The following is a 16,883-nucleotide window of genomic DNA, read 5'->3' on the forward strand; positions in this document are numbered from 1 at the left end:
TGCCATTGTCGCACAGTTTTGTTGCATGTCGTGCCTGCCGGTTTCTCCATCTGATTGGGCGACAACCTAATATGGGGTTATGACGCAAGATCTCAGCAGTATTGGCATGGCTTTTCCACGTTGGCAGGACGCCGTAGAACAGGCCATCAGCAGCAACCGTCTCGGCGTCGTCGGCGAAGTACGGGGTGGCCAACTGGTCGCAGCAGTCGATAGTTCTGGCGCCAGGCTCACTGTGCTTGCTGTGGAACCGTTTGCCACGTTCGCAGGTTTCGACGGTGCAACGGAAGCAACTGCCCATGTCCAGATGCTCAATGACGTGTTAGCACTGTGTGATGTGGTTACCGATGACGGCGATCCCATCGCAACGGTGACGTGCAACTTGGCCCAAGGGCCGCTGATCGTCGACGAGCCCGTATTCAATTTCGAGCGCATCAACCTTTCTGCTTTGGGTGTTGACGTCGCGTTTTTCGACGATACAGACGCCTACACGTCGGCAACCGGTGGCGCGGTAGGGGTATTCGCCAGTGTGGGTGCAGGGGTGGTCACCCGGGGTGATGGTTCCCAAAGCCCTACTGCCGCAGCCAATCTTGTGTTGGAAGTAAAAGATGCCCACTATCGTTTCAACACCATGACTGACCAGCGCTTCGTACACCTGGACGTTGTGGCGCCTTTTCCTTTAGACGTCGTTGTCTCAGATATGGCCGAACTCCCCACGCCAGGATCGATCATCGCGGGCACGTTTACTCTCAGCGGCTCCATCATCGCCCCTGCCGGATGCGGGGACAGCTGCGGTTCTGGCGGGTGCGCCTGTGGCTCTGGGGGATGCAGTAGCCATGGTTGATCATCCTCCGGTGCATCCTGAAGAACCACCGGAGGATTCACCGAGCACATTGTTCGCAGCAGACAAAATTACGCCTGCGGTGATTGTCCTGTGCGCCATCACCCTGGTAGTTCTGCTGAAAACGCCCGGCATAATCTTGTCGATTCTTCTGGTCGGGCTCGGTGCCTTCATTATGCTGTCGCGCCCCAACACTGCGTAAACAAACGCGCTGATCACCTCGTTAGATTTGTCTGCGCAAGACATTCGCGACGTCATCGAGGGACACCAAGTACTCTTGCACGGAACGGACGCGAAATCACTAACCGACCGCACACTGTACAGGCCGGAATTAGCCAACGCAGACTCCGACGTAGAAGAAATATCTGAGTTTTATTACGAGTTGGCCGCAGCAGAACGCTTCGTTTGCAGACTGCCTTCGCGGATTCGTACGCATAGTAGCGTCGCCAGCCTGGAGAAGCTCCTAAGCGTGGCTGATACACGGGCAGCCCAACTACGTGAAAGCTGGCCCAGTACCCGGGCTGCAGCTCGGAGACTCAGCGCCGACGACTAAGACTCCCTCAGGAACAGTCGACCTCTACCGCGCCGGTAGCAACAATCACCGACGGCCCCCGAAGAGTCGAAGTCTCGCCATCGATGACCACCATCACCGTTCCTCCCGGAACCACCACCTCCACACGGCCATCAACACGACCGCGATCAGCAAGCGCCGCCCGAGCAGCAGCGACAGTCCCGGTACCACAGGAACGGGTCTCCCCTGCGCCACGTTCGTGGACACGCATATGCACACGGCCATCCAACGCCTCAGCACCATCGCCAATGTCCTGGAGCTCCGTCAACACTTCAATGTTGGTGCCCTGGGGGAAAAACTCCTCATCCCACCGAGCATCAGCATCAACAGGAAGACCCGCCAGCCCTTGGGCATCCAAACCAGGCACCACGCACGCAATATGCGGGTTACCCATATCGACCGCCAACCCCGCAAAGCTCATGTCACCTAGACGGCAGGTCGACACCCCAAAAACCTCAGCGCAGCCCATCTGAACCTCAACATCAGCGCGCAAAGAATCCGCCTCGTGAACCCGCACCTCACGCGCACCCGCGCGAGTACCCACCACAAACGCGGCGTCATCAACCAAACCACGCGAATAAACCCAGTGGGCAAAAACACGGACACCATTGCCACACATCTCCGCGAGAGAACCATCAGCATTGCGATAATCCATAAACCAATGCTCCGGTTCAACGCCATCGGGCAAACAATCAAGCACTCCCTTGCCCAACAACTCCGCAGCGCGAGCCACACGGATCACACCATCCGCACCCAGGCCTGCCCGACGATTGCACAAAAACCGCACTACATCAGCGGTGAGATCAACATCAACGGCAGCATCTGGAAGCAGTACAAAATCATTCTCCGTGCCATGGGCCTTAGCAAAAGCAATCCTGGTCATGCCGACCAGTCTAACCAGGCATCCACCCACTGCGTACGCGGATCCCGCTTAAACCAACTCCGCTGACGACGCACATAGCGCCGCGTACCCAACACCGTCTGCTCCCGAGCCTCATCAGCGCTGATATTCCCCTCAAGCATCTGCAACACCTGCGCATAGCCAATAGCGCGACCGGCCGTCGACTGAGCAACCAAGCCATGCTCACGCACCAACTGTTGCACCTCATCAACAAAACCGGCCTCAAACATCAACTCAGTGCGTAACTCAATCCGCGGATTGAGCCAATCGGGCGTCGTGCGCAAACCAATGATCACTGTCCCCCACCGGGCAGGCGCATTAATGGGAGGCTGACTGGCCGCGAAAGGACGCCCCGTCAACTCAATAACCTCCAACGCTCGCACCGTACGCCGAGGATCCTTGCGCTCAATAATCGCAGCGGCCTGTGGATCGATAGCGGCCAATCGGTCATGCAAACGCTCAACCCCCACGCGCTCCAACTCCTGCTGCCAGCGCGCACGCACCGCGGCGTCAGTAGGCGGAAACTGCCAATCATCCACCAAAGACTGCACGTATAGCATCGACCCCCCAACCAAAATCGGCCGCTTACCTCTAGAGCGAATATCCTCTACAACAGCCACCGCGTGACGTTGATACTCCGCCACCGACGCAGCGTCCGTCACATCCAAAGCATCCAGCATGTGGTGCGGCACCCCCTGTCGCTCCTGCTCACTGAGCTTGGCCGTGCCGATATCCATACCGCGGTAAAGCTGCATGGAATCCGTATTAACAACCTCACCGTTCAACTCTCTGGCCAGCCACACGCCTAAAGAAGACTTCCCTGAGGCCGTCGGGCCAACGATAGCGAGTGGAACAGCGGGATCCCGCGGCACATCCACCGGCAAACCACGGAAAAAACTATCGGGCACACTCATGGGTAGCCAGTCTATTCCTGCCCCTGGACAACAGCCACACCATGCACCCTGCGCCACCAATGCCCGCTATGATGATGGAGGTAACGTACACGCGTGCTGGGGGCCACATGGCAGCCAGCGCCATTGGCTTTGCGCGGCTATGCGCACGAAGGACGACTCATGAGCACCAACTCCTCTTCCACCACCCCGGCACCCAAGCCCGGGCCCCGACCTGGAGCACACATCCTGCCATCAGCCGTCCCCAAGAAAACACCCGCAGCAGCCCCCGCCCCCTCGACCGCGCGACCCGCCAGCACCCTGGCGCAGATCAAAAAGTTTGGGCGTATCGACGACAACGGTGACGTCTACGTCCGTACCGCCACCGATGAGCGACTCATCGGCTCGTGGCAAGCAGGCAGCGTAGAGGAAGGGCTGCTGCACTACGGCCATCGCTACGACGATCTGGCGACCGAAATCGAGCTCCTCAACGTGCGTCTAGCATCCCATCCTGCTGAAGCAGCAACCCTGCGAGCACAAGCTGAAGCGATCGCAGACACCCTCGGCAGCGCAGCAGTGATCGGCGACATTGCCCTGCTCGAGCGCCAACTCGCCGGCATCATCACCGACTCCTTCACCGCCGAGGAACAAGCTAAAGAAACCAAAGCACAGCAACGGGCCCAAGCCATCGCGCGCAAGGAGCAGTTGGTTGCGGAAGCTGAAGAACTCGCTGCTCACTCCACCGAATGGAAGAAAGCCGGCGACCGCCTCCGCGACATCCTCGAAGAATGGCGCACCATCAAAGGCGTCGATCGAAGCACAGACGATGCTCTCTGGAAGCGCTACTCCGAAGCCCGCGACAGTTTTAACCACCGCCGGGGTGCGCACTTCTCTGAACTAGACAAGACCCGGGCGGCAGCAAAACGTGCAAAAGAAGAACTCGTCGAACGTGCTGAGGCGCTGAAGGATTCCACTGACTGGGCCGAGACAGCACGTGCCTACCGCGACCTCATGAGCGAATGGAAGAAAGCCGGCCGTGCTCACCGCGAGGCGGACGACCGCCTATGGGCACAATTCAAAGCCGCACAAGATCACTTCTTCGGGGCGAGGGACGCAGAGGCCCGTGAGAAAGATGAGAAGTTTGAAGCCAACGCCGCAGCCAAAGACGCCCTCATCGCTGAATACACGCCCCTTATCGACCCCGCGACGGATCTCGAAGGCGCACGCCTGAAGCTGCGGGAACTACAGGACAAGTGGGAAGCCATCGGATATGTTCCCCGCGGCCGAGTAAGCGAATACGAAGACAAAATTGCCGCTCTAGAACGCACCGTTTCTGACTACGCTGACGCTCAGTGGCGACGCACTGACCCGGAGGCGCAGGCACGCGTCAAGCAATTCCAGGACAAAGTCGAAGAACTGCAGGCACAAGTCCAAGCCGCAGAAGCCTCAGGGAAAACTGCACAGGCCGCCGACCTTCGCGCCCAGGCTGAACAATGGTCACAGTGGGCACAGGCCGCAGCCGAAGCACTCGAGCAGCGCTAAAAAACTAACCTTGCTCCCTCTTGCGGCGCTGGGCGGCACGATGTCGTCGATCGTCAACTAGCAAAGGATTGTCCTGGCCTTCATTAATCCGGCGGGCTTCCTGATCGAGAATACTCATCTGCGTCTGAGCAACCTTGTCCTCCGCGCGAGGATTACCCCGGCGCCGCACAGCGTCCAAAGCCTTCTGTAAAGAAGACTTATGGACGATAACAAAACTCCACGACACAGCAGCTACCAGCACGCACACCGCGCCCATAATCAAGCCAAACGACGGGCCCACACCAGGATCCGTCGGCGGGCGGGACTGTCGCATCCACATCGCGAAAATGGAATAAAACAGCGACACGCCACTAAAGAACCACGCGAGATACCCGACGAGGGCCAAACGCGTCACTATCGCGGCGACCGTCAAAGCAACGACCCCGACGACACCCGCCCACACATAAATCCGCTCCGGAAGAGTCGTCAGATAAAAACGGGCAGTCTCAGAGTCGAACAACACGTCAATCCCCAGCACTTCACCTGAGTGCGGGAAAAACAGCGACAATACGAAACCGATCATCGCGATGCCCAAAGGGACCTGCTCGCCTTTAAACGTCAATTCCCGCGCCGCGGATTTCTCGGCTGCAGCAACATCGCCACCGTGGGCAGCGATGTGCTCCTCCACTGTCATCCGGGAACGTACACGCGTCCCACCAGCCGAGGACTTGGGCCGGCTGTCGTCGGCCCCTACAAACTTGGACTCTTTCGGTGCTTGACTCACAACGCTTTAGGCTAGCAGCCGGAGCACCCAGTCGCCTCAACCTGCCTGGGGTTGCCGATAGAAGGCAACCCCAGGCCCACGCCGATCGGGGCCGTTGTGGGCACTTTACCTGCAGCAGACATGTCGCCTGCCTTGGTCGCACGATAGGTCAGCACCCCATCATCGGCAACCAAATAATGCGCGGCAGCGTCGGTAACAACAACCGTCACAATATCTCCGGGACGGATATTTCCCGCGACGTCATCACCCAAGACCGCCACCGAATCCTCAGCAACATCACTAGGCTTCGGGGTGAAGTGAACCAAACGGCCATCGCGGGCACGGCCTGTCAAACGATGCGTCTCGCTGTTCTTACGACCCCCATCAGCCTGGACCAGAAGCTCCACGGTGGAGCCGATGAGCGCCACATTTTCTTCCTTACTGATGCGCTCTTGAAGCGACATCAGACGCTCGAAGCGCTCCTGGACAATCTCCTTCGGGATCTGATTGTCGTACTCCGCAGCAGGAGTACCCGGGCGAGGACTGTATTGGAAAGTGTAGGCACTGGTAAAACGAGCACGCTCCACCACATCCAGAGTCTGTTGGAAGTCCTCCTCGGTTTCTCCCGGAAAACCCACGATGATATCGGTGGTGATGGCCGCATGGGGCAGCTTCTCACGAACCGAATCCAGAATGGACAGGAACTTCCGAGAGCGATAAGAACGGCGCATCTCCTTCAAAACGCGGTCTGACCCTGACTGCAGAGGCATATGCAACTGCGGACAAATATTAGGAGTCTCAGCCATCGCATCGATGACGTCTTCGGTGAACTCCGCCGGGTGCGGCGAGGTAAAACGAACACGCTCGAGGCCCTCGATATCGCCGCAGGCCCGAAGCAACTTCGAGAAAGCACCCCGGTCCCGTGGTGCGTCAGGATCCGCAAAGTTGACCCCGTAGGCGTTGACGTTTTGGCCCAACAAGGTCACCTCACTGACACCTTGATCCACCAGGGCTTTAACCTCAGCGAGAATGTCGCCTGGTCGACGGTCAAGCTCCTTGCCACGCAGGCTGGGAACAATACAAAAGGTGCACGTGTTATTGCAGCCGACGGAGACACTTACCCAGCCTGCGTAGGCGGACTCACGCTTAGCAGGCAACACCGAGGGGAATTGCTCGAGAGAGTCGACGATTTCGACTTCTGCGCGTTTGTTGTGGCGCGCCCGATCGAGTAGCGCAGGAAGTGAGCCAATGTTGTGCGTACCAAATACCACGTCGACCCATGGGGCTTTGCGGACGACCGTGTCTTTGTCCTTCTGCGCGAGGCACCCCCCAACCGCGATCTGCATACCGGGGTGTTCCCGCTTGGTCGCCCGCAAATTACCGAGTGTGCCGTACAGACGCATATCTGCGTTTTCGCGCACTGCACAGGTGTTAAACACCACTAGATCTGGGGTGTGTCCTTCGGCGACAGGCACGTAGCCGGCTTCTTCCAGCAAGCCAGACAGGCGCTCGGAATCGTGGACATTCATCTGGCAGCCAAAGGTGCGCACCTCGTAGCTGCGTGCGGGAGCATTTTGAATCACGGAGGGTCATTCTAACCACTACGACAGCGTGGTGAAACTTAGAAAGACCTTGGCATTACGAGCAGCCGGGTAAGTTGGCTGCCTTAGAATCTCCGAAGCGGCTCCAGAGCTTCCCGGCACAGGTTCAGCGCCAACGAGGTGCCAAACCCTCGGCGGGCGAGCTTTCCTACCAAGCTGCGTAAAGCTTTGTCATAGTGCCGACGGTCTGCCAACTCCCCCACCTTCGCGACTTCTTTTTCGACGAGCGCGCGTGCGACGTGCAGTTCGTCCTCGTCACTGAGTTGAGACAGCGCGCGCAAGCGAACCTCTTCCGCAACTCCCTTGTGGATGAGTTCCTGGTCAAGCACTCGCCGGGTCTTACCGCGCCGTTGATGCCGCTCCCGCACCCACTGTTCGGCGAAGAGATCATCGTCGATGAGGCCTACGCGTTCGAGGTCGTCAAGCACCTCGTTGATAACGGTGGGGTCAACAAGTGATGACGCCGCGTCTGTAGCGACGTCATCATCGCCGGACTCGGCGGTCTGCTGGCGTTTGTGTTGGCTTTGCGTTGGTGTGCTCAGCCGGTCGAATAATTCTTTACGTGAACGCCGCCTGGAGTTAAGTAGGAGCAGCGCCCGGTGACGGACGGCGGATTTCCTTTCCTCCGCCACCGGGTCGATAATCGTCGGAGAATACTCGCCGGATTCATATTCCTCTATGGCTCGAGCGAGCTGTGCGAGTTTTTCTTCGTGTGGGTTGTGCTTAGGACTCGTCGTCATCGAAATCTACGTTGGGCACCATGTCGACGGGCTCATCGCTTAGGTCGTCCCCGCCTTCGGCAGGCTCAAGCAATCCTACTTTTTCGAAGATCTTCTGCTCGATTTCGTCCGCCAACTCCTTGTTTTCCTTCAGGTAGAGGCGAACCTTTTCCTTACCCTGTCCCAGCTGGTCGCCGTTGTAGGTGAACCAGGAACCGGACTTTTTAATGACGTTGTTGTCTACACCCAGGTCGATGAGGGAGGATTCGCGAGAAATTCCTTCACCGTAGATGATGTCGAACTCGGCAATCTTAAACGGCGGCGACACTTTGTTCTTAACAACTTTAAGCTTGGTGCGGTTGCCGATGGCGTCGGTACCGTCCTTGAGCGTCTGGATGCGGCGCACGTCGCATCGCACGGAAGCGTAGAACTTCAACGCTTTACCACCGGTTGTCGTTTCGGGAGAACCAAACATGACGCCGATTTTCTCGCGCAGCTGGTTGATGAAGATCGCGGTAGTGCCCGAGTTGTAGAGGGCACCGGTCATCTTGCGCAGGGCTTGGCTCATCAAACGGGCTTGCAGACCGACGTGGCTGTCGCCCATTTCGCCTTCAATTTCAGCTTTAGGGGTCAGTGCGGCAACAGAGTCGATGACGATGATGTCGATCGCGCCAGAACGGACCAACATATCGGCGATTTCGAGCGCTTGTTCACCTGTGTCGGGCTGAGATACAAGCAACGCATCAGTGTCGACGCCCAGTTTCCGTGCGTATTCGGGATCTAGTGCATGCTCTGCATCGATGAATGCGGCGATTCCGCCGGCCTGCTGTGCCTGTGCGACGGCATGAAGGGCCACAGTGGTTTTACCGGAAGATTCGGGCCCGTAGATTTCCACGATTCGTCCGCGGGGAAAACCGCCGATACCTAGAGCAATGTCGATTGCAGTGTTGCCAGAGGAAATAACCTGGATTCTGGGGCGGGTTTCATCCCCAAGGCGCATCACGGCACCTTTGCCATAATCCTTCTCGATTTTTGCTAATGCGGCAGCCAGCGCCTGATCGCGATCACCTGCGCCTGCTTGGGCGACCTTCGCACTCTTTTTTGCAGCCATGATGTGGGCCTTTCTGTAGTCTCAATCTTGTTTATGTTTAAAGTTGTTCGGGTTTCAAACTGTGCGGCGGTACCCGTTTGTGGACACTGGGCTACGCGCCAAGTTGTGGGTCTAAATGTCTTCTCCGAGCCAACGCTGCTCGGGTACGTCGAATTCCTTACAGATGTCCAGCCACACGTCACGTAGGTCATCCCCACGCTCGATGGCTTCGCGTGCGCTTATCCCCCGAAACGGCAACACGTGTGAAGACAGAATCCAATCGCCATATGAGCGTCCGAATTCACCTTCGATCAAAGCATAAAATTGCGCTAGGCGCACGGTTCCTCCGTTGCCACGGCGTGAAAGCCGAGCGTTGTAACTGGTACACCCCACCCAACCGTGCGGTCACAACAACCGAGGGGGTGGGGTGGGGTGCGATTTTAGCCCTGCTCGCGTAGCTCGCGAAGGCGGCGCTCAACCGGGTCTTCTACCGGCTGTTGAGTACCCTGGATGGCTTGCTGCTCGGGAGCTTTGCCGACGGCGGGGGTGCTAGAGCCACTGTTCATCTCAGCGCGAATCTGCTCAAGACGGGAGTGACCGGCGAGTTCTACGCCAGCTGCTTCAATTTCCGCCATGCGACCCTGAACAGAACTTTCAGCAAGTTCGGCCTGCCCAAGAGCGTTAGCATAGCGGCGTTCGATCTTTTCGCGAACTTGGTCAAGGTTCGGGGTATCGCCGCTTGCAGTCAAGGCATCCATGCTCTTGAGGGAGTCTGCAACCTTTTCCTGCATCTTGGCTTGCTCCAGCTGGCTGAGCAGCTTCGTGCGCTCAGCTACCTTCTGCTGTAGTGCCATGGAGTTACGCTCGACGGCCTTCTTAGCAGACTGAGCCTGCTGGAGAGCTTGGTCGTGCAGCTGTTTGGTATCTTCAACAGATTGTTCTGCGGTCACTAGCTGTGCCGCGAAGGCCTCTGCTGCATTGGTGTATTCGACTGCTTTGGCTTCGTTGCCGTCAGCGCGGGCTTTGTCTGCCAATTGAATAGCCTGGCGGGTGTTGCCCTTGAGCTTTTCGATCTCGGTAAGTTGGCGGTTGAGCTGCATCTCAAGCTGACGCTGGTTACCAATGACAGCTGCGGCCTGGCGGGTGAGCTCTTGATGCTGCTTCTGCTCAGCCTCAATGGCTTGTTGGATTTGGATCTTGGGGTCAGCGTTCTCTTCGATCTTGGAATCGAACAGTGCTAGGAAATACTTCCATGCTTTGCTAAAAGGGTTAGCCATGAGTGTGTGCAGAACCTTTCTCTACATCAGGTTGTCTCGGTACACCCGTCCACTGCGCCGAGTATGTTCTACGTCGGACGAACGCTCTGTCAAGTGTAGTTCGGTTTAGCGTGTCAGTGCTAGATCTGCGTCTATGGACGTGGCGGCCATGGAACCAGCTGCTTCAATGAGTACGTCGGCGACGGAAGTTTCTAGCGCATGGCACACGGAGGCCAAAACCTCAGAGGAGACTTCTTTTCGTCCCCGTTCCAGTTCCGAGAGGTACCCTGGGGAGACGCTGGATAGCTCAGCAAGCTCACGGAGGGTGACGCCGCGATCCGAACGGAAGGCACGTAGTGCAGTGCCTAAAGCCTCCCGGAGCAATGGCTCCTTGTGCGTTGTTGCCAACGCGGAAAGCTTCTGCGATGCGGATTGAGACTTGGGGTTTACGGGCGCATGCGGTGTATGACGCGCGTGGGCATGTTGGCGGCTGGCTACACCGGAGGAAAGCCGGTGCGGCCGCTCGAGCACAGCAGTGTTAGTTACCATCACTTATCCCAACGTTTCACTGCTTGTTTTTGTTCCCATGCAAGCAAGTCAGTTACGGCGATTCGCCCTGAAAGGTGTGGCGGGCAGTTTCGCCACATGTTCTGCCAGTCTAGCTAAAACTAACTCGACGGTGCGCCGACGGATTGACTCGCGGTTTCCTGAAAGCACCCGCGGTGCTTTCTCTAGACCCATTGAGCTTTCAGTCACTTGCCAATAATGCTCTATATCGTTGGGGCCTACGATTGCTGCCCAGACCTCACCCACTGGGTGATTGTCCTGGCGATCTGGACCCGCAACCCCAGTAAAGGCCACGGCCCAGTCGGCATCGAGGCGGCGCTGGGCACCGCGAGCCATTTCAAGTGCGCAGTAGCCACTGATAACCCCATGGGTTTCGATGGTGGTCGGATCAACCCCAGCAAGATGCACCTTGACATCAGTGGCGTAGGTAACCAACCCGCCTCTAAGAACCGCAGATGCGCCAGGCACACCTGCGATCGTTGCGGCAGCTAATCCCGCAGTCAAGGACTCACAGGTAGCCACGGTCTGATTACGCTCGCACAGCAACTCCACCAGATGCGCTGCGACATCCATCATTACGCCTTAGCCGCCGGGGAGACACGGAAGGAGTCGACTAGATACATCACACCAGTCACCACTGTCACCACAACCGCAGCCAGCATCAGGCCAACAGCAATGTTATGAACGACCGGGCCCAAGGGAAGGAAATAAGCAGCGACGGCTGCAGCCTGGAGAGTGGTTTTGATCTTGCCGCCCTTGGATGCTGGCACCACCACTCCCCTGCGCAGCTGAACCATGCGCCACAGAGTAATGCCGAGCTCACGGGCGATGATCACGACTGTTATCCACCACGGAAGCCCGCACCACAGGTTGAGGCACACCAATGCGGAAATCATCAGAGCTTTGTCTGCGATCGGGTCGGCAATCTTACCGAAGTCAGTCACTATCCCACGGGCGCGGGCAATGTCCCCATCGAGCTTGTCGGTAATCATCATTGCAATGAACAAAGCGACGGTAACCCACATCCACGCGATACTTCCGCGGGCAGCACCCGACGCGACGTCATCACGCGAAAAAATAACACCGGCACCACCACCGGCATAGGCCGCGAATACGAATACCGGAATCAACACAATCCGGATACCAGTCAGCACATTCGGCAGGTTCACATTGCTCGGCTTTACAGGTTCAGACACAAGACACAGCCTAGTTCAGCGCCGCACGGCGAGCATCGGAGCGGCTCTTTAGCAGGCTAAGTATCGCGGTCACAGCCAATATCGCGACGATAATCAACAAAGACAGCACCGTCGGGAACTCGTAAACATGCAGCGGCTGCCCACCGTTGATAAACGGAACGTGGTTTTCATGCAGTGCATGCAACAACAGCTTCACACCGATAAAAGCAAGGATCACGCCCAACCCGTAAGACAAGAACACCAAGCGCTCCAACAGAGCATCCAATAGGAAGTACATCTGCCGAAGCCCCATCAACGCAAACGCGTTAGCGGTAAACACAATGTAGGCCTCTTGTGTCAAACCAAAAATAGCCGGAATGGAGTCGAAAGCGAACATCACGTCAATAAAGCCGATAGACAACAAGCAAATAAACAGCGGTGTCAACATCAGCCGACCATTCAAGCGAGTCAACAAACGATCACCATCGAAAGTGCTCGACACCGGGAACGCTCGGCGAACAAGCTTGACCACAGCCATGTCATCCACATGGGTTTCCTCTGCCCCGCGGACCTCGTCCACGACGAGTTTGATAGCGGTGTAGAGAAGAAAAGCGCCAAAAATGTAGAACACGAAGGCAGCCTTGGAAATGACCACCGCGCCCAGCGCAATAAAAATGCCACGGAACACCAGAGCCAATGCAATGCCAATAAGAAGAACCTTTTGCTGGTAAGCGCGTGGGACTTTAAAGCTTCCGATGATCAGAGCAAAGATGAACAGATTGTCGATGCTCAAGCTGAGCTCGGTGATGTAGCCGGCAAAGAATTCGATAGCGTGATCATGCTGTCCCTCTGACCCGCCCCAGGTGAACCAGAGAAACATGCCGAACGCTGCAGCGAGCGCCATGTAGAAAAGCATCCACCCCGTGGCCTCCCGCATTGAGGGCTCGTGCGCACTACGCACATGCGAGACAAAATCGAAAGCCAGCAGGCCTAGTACGACGATGACGGTAATAGTCCACGTCAATGCATTAACTTCCACAAAAACCTCCGGTGAAAAACTACAACAACCGGAGGTCTCCCCCACCACTAATGGTGGCCAGCGCGACCGGGGTGGGTGTCCACGCCGTGTTGACGATCAACGCTGTAGGTCGGGGTACTCCCCTCCAATGACACCCCACTGTAGCCTACTGGACCCGCCTGTGGCGACTAGAACACGCCGCCTGTCGGGTTTGCGTCAACGATGTGTGTATCTTGGTCATCGTTATCCCGGGGGGCATCTTCTGGGTTAGCACCTCGGAGCATCCACAGGGTGGTTTCGAGCTCGTCTTCGCGCACGAGGACTTCGCGGGGTTTTGAGCCTTCGGACGGCCCGACGACGTCGCGGGACTCAAGCAAGTCCATGAGGCGACCTGCTTTCGCGAAGCCAATGCGCAGCTTTCGCTGCAGCATGGATGTCGATCCCAGTTGGGAAGTGATGACTAGTGTCGCGGCTTCGATCAAGTCATCGAGGTCGTCGCCGATGTCAGAGTCGATATGCTTCTTTTCGACCTTTTCTTCGGTGACGTTTTCCTCGTAGTGCGGTGCGCCTTGTTCCTTCGCCTTTTCAACCACTGCGTGGATTTCTTCGTCGGAGACGTAAGCGCCTTGGATACGCAGTGCGTTGCCACCCTGCGGGATGAACAGCCCGTCACCCATGCCGATGAGCTTTTCGGCTCCGGGTTGGTCGAGAATGACTCGGGAGTCAGTCTGACTTGAGGTTGCGAAAGATAGTCGAGAGGGAACGTTGGTCTTGATCAAACCGGTCACGACGTTAACAGAGGGGCGCTGGGTCGCAAGCACAAGATGAATACCTGCGGCGCGTGCTTTTTGGGTGATGCGCACGATGGAGTCTTCAATTTCCTTGGGCGCAGTCATCATCAGGTCAGCGAGCTCGTCGACTACGCAAATAATCAGCGGATAGGGTTTAAGTTCCCGCTTGCTGTCCGGCGGCAGTTCGACTTTACCGGCGCGGATTTTCGCGTTGTAGTCCTTGACATGACGCACCCCTGCCTGGCGCATGTCCATGTAGCGCTGTTCCATCTCCTCAACAAGCCAGTTGAGCGCCGCGGCGGCCTTCTTGGGTTGGGTGATGATCGGGGTGATCAGGTGTGGAATGCCCTCGTAGGGGGTTAGCTCCACCATCTTTGGGTCGACGAGGATCAAGCGGACTTCCTCTGGGGTTGCCCGAGTGAGAAGCGACACCAGCATGGCGTTAACGAACGCTGATTTACCCGAGCCGGTGGCACCAGCTACAAGCAAGTGTGGCATCGCGGCGAGGGAGTGCGCGATGTACTCGCCTTCAACGTCTTTGCCGATGCCGATGAGAACCGGGTTGTCATCGTTGGCGACGGCGGGTGCGTTGAGCACGTCGCCGAGACGGACCATTTCGCGGTCTGTGTTCGGCACCTCGATGCCCACGGCTTGTTTTCCGGGAATCGGGCTGAGGATACGCACATTTTCGTTGGCTACGGCGTAAGCCAGGTTCGCCTGCAGGTTGGTAATTTTGCTGACTTTGACGCCGCGTCCAAGTTCCACTTCGTAGCGGGTCACTGTCGGTCCTCGGGAGAAGCCGGTGACGATCGCATCGATGTTGAATTCTTGGAACACGCCGTTGATCTGCTCGATCGTCCTGTCGTTGGCCTCAGACCTGGTGATCGCCGGAGCTCCGGGGGTCAGCAAGTGCGGTGAGGGCACTTCGTAGGGATCATCCGAAGGTGCGGCACTCAAGTCTGTTGAATGCGCAACGGAATCATCTGTGCCTGCAACCGCCTTGGCGGCCCTGCTTGCCGCTACTACTGCAGCGGCGGGTGCTGCTGCTTGGGCTGCGGCAGATTCCGTGGCCTTGGCGGCAGCGCTGCCTGCGGCTGCTGCGACCGTGTCCAATCTGCTTGCGGCAGCTTCAACCGCATCACGGGCAGCAGAGGTGTCCGGGCGCAGGGTGCGTGCCGAGGTGCTCGGCTCCTGATCGAATGTCAGCATGGGTTCGGAGGCTTCGTCGTAGAGATTGTCCTCCCTGCGTGACTTCTTTCTAGGCGACGGAAGCGTGACGGTAGGTTCATCGCTGTGGCTATCCAACGGATAGTTTTCCGCCGGGGTCAACCCTCGCGCGCCTGTATTCGAGCGGGTTGCGCGAGCCGAGGACGGCGGCCGCGTGCTCGATGGAATATCTGCACGGTAGTCGTCGATGTGAAGCTCGTCGTCATCCTCATCTGCGACATCATCCCACTGCTGCTGTTCATAGCGGCCGTCGGCACCGCGAACAATGTCACTGATGTAGGTGACGAACTCTCGGACCGTTACGTCGGTGAGCTTCAGCGCGCCGTAGACAATGACCAGAATGAGGATCGGTATGGCGATGTAGCTGGTGAGACCCGCTGCGAGCGGACCACCAACAATAGTCCCTAGGAAACCTCCGGCTGTTTTGCGGCCTGCCCATTCTGAGGGCAGGCCGGCAAAAATATGGATTAAGCCGAGCATTGGGAGTGCCAGCAACACGAAGCCCAGGGCGCCACGCTGCTTGGCCTGTGCACCGGGTAGATAGCCGAGCATCAGAGCTACAGCGGCGGCGGCGAGAATAATGGGCAGGACTACAGCCCCTGCGCCAATCGAGTAGTAAGCACCGTCGGCGATGACCCGGCCCACGGGGCCCGCGACATCAACCCATACGCACGCGCCAAGAATAACCGCGATACCAATGAGGGCGAGCCCGATACCATCGTGTCCCCCATCGTTAGCAACAACACCCGGCTGGGGCTGCTTCAACGCGGGGACGTCACTCTTTTTGCTGGCACGTGTGCGATGTCCGCGGCGGCTAGAAGAAGGAGAATCAAGCACGACGGTCGCATCGTCATCGACAGTCGACTCACTATCGGATTCAAGGGCGTCGTCGTCATGGTCATAGCGGTGTCCGCGACCGCGTCCCCCCAGGGAGCGAGTCAGGACACCGAGCCCGTGGGCGGTGCCGCGGAAGGCTGCACCTAGTCCCGCACCCACACCACGAAAGGCGCTGCCAGTTCGCTCTTCAGCTGTTTCTGATGCACGCTGAGCTACGGGCACTACCCTACCTTGACCGCTCTGGGAGCGGCTGCGCCGGTTGCTTGCCGAGGCTTTGGCGGGGGCGGACTTTTTCCGCGGTCCGTTGTGACTGTTCGAAGCAGACTTCGCCCTCGAGCGTGTTGAAGCAGGCATGGGCTGAAGTTTATCCCTCTTTTCCACACCAGTCACAACAGACACACCGGCCACACACTAAACATTGACCGGCATCGGTATAGCTATCGACCACTACCCCGGCTAAATCAGCTCTACATCACACCGAAGAGGCTACAATTTGCGAAGGCGGAGACCGTGCACGTTCCCTTCAAGGTCAAGCCCTTGCGATTGACGGCCGAAGAGATGAAGGAGAATTTCCCCAACATTTCCACGAATCCTCACAACATCATCGCCGGCTCGGGCTACGCCCCTCTGGTCATGCAACACCACACGCGGAAGGCCCGATGGGTAAGCAATAACAGGCGCGGTGCTGGGAGAGACCAACATTGCACCGATCGTCTTCAAGGGGGTGAGCAATGCTTGCTGGGCATCCTCTGGTAGGGCGCGTGGCTGCCATCCGTGTTGTGCGCGGCGGACATCTTCGTGGTGAATGAAGTTTTCGGCGGTGTTCATCCGTGCGTCTACGGGCTTGAGCAGCTTTGGAGGGCCAGCCGCCCATGCTTCCACCACGCCTTCAAAGCCGAGGTCAGCTGAAACTCGTCGAGCAGTCCTCTCAGTGTGGCGAGCGAAAGGTGTGAGGAACATTCCGAGAGCCGCGTCGGGACGATGTTCTCTGAGGTAGAGGTGGACTGCGAGATCTTGTACCGACCAGCCTTCGAGGCTCGTAGGTGCCTCCGGCCCCAATTCCAGCATGAGCTTTGCTAGGTCTGCGCGTTCGCGTTGATGAAACTTCACACAATAAA

General features: G+C 57.7%; 18 protein-coding genes. 4 read left to right on the forward strand and 14 right to left on the reverse strand.

Annotation, left to right across the window (positions count from 1 at the left end):
* Nucleotides 1–79: 79 nt before the first annotated feature.
* The 3 genes from CARG_RS05565 to CARG_RS10080 are packed head-to-tail and all read left to right on the forward strand — an operon-like array spanning nucleotide 80 to nucleotide 1,391.
* Nucleotides 80–841 carry a hypothetical protein gene (locus CARG_RS05565; protein ID WP_020976424.1) on the forward strand — a complete coding sequence of 254 codons (762 nt, stop codon included), beginning with the start codon at nucleotides 80–82 and terminating at the stop codon, nucleotides 839–841.
* The gene (locus CARG_RS09645) at nucleotides 834–1,040 is read left to right on the forward strand and encodes a hypothetical protein (protein ID WP_020976425.1); all 207 of its coding nucleotides are present in this window, start codon (nucleotides 834–836) and stop codon (nucleotides 1,038–1,040) included. The genes CARG_RS05565 and CARG_RS09645 overlap by 8 nt, the downstream gene beginning before the upstream one ends.
* A gap of 27 nt (nucleotides 1,041–1,067) precedes the next feature.
* A complete protein-coding gene (locus tag CARG_RS10080) occupies nucleotides 1,068–1,391 on the forward strand; it encodes a hypothetical protein (protein WP_144198568.1) in 324 nt (107 codons plus the stop codon).
* A gap of 7 nt (nucleotides 1,392–1,398) precedes the next feature.
* On the opposite strand, the gene dapF is transcribed toward CARG_RS10080, so the two are convergent.
* Both dapF and miaA read right to left on the reverse strand, forming a co-directional pair.
* A complete protein-coding gene (gene dapF, locus CARG_RS05575; RefSeq protein WP_020976426.1) occupies nucleotides 1,399–2,292 on the reverse strand; it encodes a diaminopimelate epimerase in 894 nt (297 codons plus the stop codon).
* Nucleotides 2,289–3,224: a tRNA (adenosine(37)-N6)-dimethylallyltransferase MiaA gene (gene miaA, locus CARG_RS05580; protein WP_020976427.1), complete on the reverse strand. Its 936-nt coding sequence runs from the start codon at nucleotides 3,222–3,224 to the stop codon at nucleotides 2,289–2,291. The genes dapF and miaA overlap by 4 nt, the downstream gene beginning before the upstream one ends.
* A 159-nt stretch (nucleotides 3,225–3,383) precedes the next feature.
* Here miaA and CARG_RS05585 point away from each other — a divergent pair, with 159 nt between their 5' ends.
* The gene (locus CARG_RS05585) at nucleotides 3,384–4,742 is read left to right on the forward strand and encodes a DUF349 domain-containing protein (RefSeq protein ID WP_020976428.1); all 1,359 of its coding nucleotides are present in this window, start codon (nucleotides 3,384–3,386) and stop codon (nucleotides 4,740–4,742) included.
* A 4-nt stretch (nucleotides 4,743–4,746) separates the two neighbouring features.
* Here CARG_RS05585 and CARG_RS05590 read toward each other — a convergent pair whose 3' ends face one another.
* The 12 genes from CARG_RS05590 to CARG_RS05645 all read right to left on the reverse strand — a co-directional run bounded on the left by CARG_RS05590 (nucleotide 4,747) and on the right by CARG_RS05645 (nucleotide 16,875).
* Nucleotides 4,747–5,505: an Rv2732c family membrane protein gene (locus CARG_RS05590; RefSeq protein ID WP_144198571.1), complete on the reverse strand. Its 759-nt coding sequence runs from the start codon at nucleotides 5,503–5,505 to the stop codon at nucleotides 4,747–4,749.
* An 11-nt stretch (nucleotides 5,506–5,516) separates the two neighbouring features.
* Nucleotides 5,517–7,067: a tRNA (N6-isopentenyl adenosine(37)-C2)-methylthiotransferase MiaB gene (gene miaB / locus CARG_RS05595; RefSeq protein ID WP_020976430.1), complete on the reverse strand. Its 1,551-nt coding sequence runs from the start codon at nucleotides 7,065–7,067 to the stop codon at nucleotides 5,517–5,519.
* A gap of 83 nt (nucleotides 7,068–7,150) precedes the next feature.
* A complete protein-coding gene (locus CARG_RS05600) occupies nucleotides 7,151–7,825 on the reverse strand; it encodes a regulatory protein RecX (RefSeq protein ID WP_020976431.1) in 675 nt (224 codons plus the stop codon).
* Nucleotides 7,809–8,915, reverse strand: a complete 1,107-nt coding sequence (gene recA / locus CARG_RS05605) for a recombinase RecA (RefSeq protein WP_020976432.1) — start codon at nucleotides 8,913–8,915, stop codon at nucleotides 7,809–7,811. Before recA ends, CARG_RS05600 begins: the two co-directional genes overlap by 17 nt.
* 111 nt (nucleotides 8,916–9,026) lie before the next feature.
* Nucleotides 9,027–9,233 (reverse strand): DUF3046 domain-containing protein, encoded by a 207-nt coding sequence (locus CARG_RS05610; RefSeq protein ID WP_020976433.1) that lies wholly within the window; start codon nucleotides 9,231–9,233, stop codon nucleotides 9,027–9,029.
* A gap of 101 nt (nucleotides 9,234–9,334) precedes the next feature.
* Complete coding sequence (locus CARG_RS05615) at nucleotides 9,335–10,171, reverse strand: PspA/IM30 family protein (protein WP_020976434.1); 837 nt, start codon at nucleotides 10,169–10,171, stop codon at nucleotides 9,335–9,337.
* 105 nt (nucleotides 10,172–10,276) lie between these two features.
* Nucleotides 10,277–10,699: a helix-turn-helix domain-containing protein gene (locus tag CARG_RS05620; RefSeq protein ID WP_081761624.1), complete on the reverse strand. Its 423-nt coding sequence runs from the start codon at nucleotides 10,697–10,699 to the stop codon at nucleotides 10,277–10,279.
* A 48-nt stretch (nucleotides 10,700–10,747) separates the two neighbouring features.
* Nucleotides 10,748–11,293, reverse strand: a complete 546-nt coding sequence (locus CARG_RS05625; protein ID WP_020976436.1) for a CinA family protein — start codon at nucleotides 11,291–11,293, stop codon at nucleotides 10,748–10,750.
* Complete coding sequence (gene pgsA / locus CARG_RS05630; RefSeq protein WP_020976437.1) at nucleotides 11,293–11,913, reverse strand: CDP-diacylglycerol--glycerol-3-phosphate 3-phosphatidyltransferase; 621 nt, start codon at nucleotides 11,911–11,913, stop codon at nucleotides 11,293–11,295. Before pgsA ends, CARG_RS05625 begins: the two co-directional genes overlap by 1 nt.
* Before the next feature lie 10 nt (nucleotides 11,914–11,923).
* The gene (locus CARG_RS05635; RefSeq protein ID WP_020976438.1) at nucleotides 11,924–12,931 is read right to left on the reverse strand and encodes a TerC family protein; all 1,008 of its coding nucleotides are present in this window, start codon (nucleotides 12,929–12,931) and stop codon (nucleotides 11,924–11,926) included.
* Between the two features lie 167 nt (nucleotides 12,932–13,098).
* The gene (locus CARG_RS05640) at nucleotides 13,099–16,119 is read right to left on the reverse strand and encodes an FtsK/SpoIIIE family DNA translocase (protein ID WP_081761625.1); all 3,021 of its coding nucleotides are present in this window, start codon (nucleotides 16,117–16,119) and stop codon (nucleotides 13,099–13,101) included.
* A 132-nt stretch (nucleotides 16,120–16,251) separates the two neighbouring features.
* Nucleotides 16,252–16,875 carry a TIGR03085 family metal-binding protein gene (locus CARG_RS05645; RefSeq protein ID WP_020976440.1) on the reverse strand — a complete coding sequence of 208 codons (624 nt, stop codon included), beginning with the start codon at nucleotides 16,873–16,875 and terminating at the stop codon, nucleotides 16,252–16,254.
* Nucleotides 16,876–16,883: the final 8 nt, after the last annotated feature.

Source organism: Corynebacterium argentoratense DSM 44202 (genome assembly GCF_000590555.1).
Taxonomy (GTDB): Bacteria; Actinomycetota; Actinomycetes; order Mycobacteriales; family Mycobacteriaceae; genus Corynebacterium; species Corynebacterium argentoratense.

What these genes read in the sequence shown, in the direction of transcription:
- CARG_RS05565 (WP_020976424.1), top strand. Translation starts at nt 80, where the DNA reads ATGACGCAAGATCTCAGCAGTATTGGCATGGCTTTTCCACGTTGGCAG.
- CARG_RS09645 (WP_020976425.1), top strand. Translation starts at nt 834, where the DNA reads ATGGTTGATCATCCTCCGGTGCATCCTGAAGAACCACCGGAGGATTCA.
- dapF (WP_020976426.1), bottom strand. Translation starts at nt 2,292, where the DNA reads ATGACCAGGATTGCTTTTGCTAAGGCCCATGGCACGGAGAATGATTTT.
- miaA (WP_020976427.1), bottom strand. Translation starts at nt 3,224, where the DNA reads ATGAGTGTGCCCGATAGTTTTTTCCGTGGTTTGCCGGTGGATGTGCCG.
- CARG_RS05585 (WP_020976428.1), top strand. Translation starts at nt 3,384, where the DNA reads ATGAGCACCAACTCCTCTTCCACCACCCCGGCACCCAAGCCCGGGCCC.
- CARG_RS05600 (WP_020976431.1), bottom strand. Translation starts at nt 7,825, where the DNA reads ATGACGACGAGTCCTAAGCACAACCCACACGAAGAAAAACTCGCACAG.
- recA (WP_020976432.1), bottom strand. Translation starts at nt 8,915, where the DNA reads ATGGCTGCAAAAAAGAGTGCGAAGGTCGCCCAAGCAGGCGCAGGTGAT.
- CARG_RS05615 (WP_020976434.1), bottom strand. Translation starts at nt 10,171, where the DNA reads ATGGCTAACCCTTTTAGCAAAGCATGGAAGTATTTCCTAGCACTGTTC.
- CARG_RS05620 (WP_081761624.1), bottom strand. Translation starts at nt 10,699, where the DNA reads ATGGTAACTAACACTGCTGTGCTCGAGCGGCCGCACCGGCTTTCCTCC.
- CARG_RS05625 (WP_020976436.1), bottom strand. Translation starts at nt 11,293, where the DNA reads ATGATGGATGTCGCAGCGCATCTGGTGGAGTTGCTGTGCGAGCGTAAT.
- CARG_RS05640 (WP_081761625.1), bottom strand. Translation starts at nt 16,119, where the DNA reads ATGCCTGCTTCAACACGCTCGAGGGCGAAGTCTGCTTCGAACAGTCAC.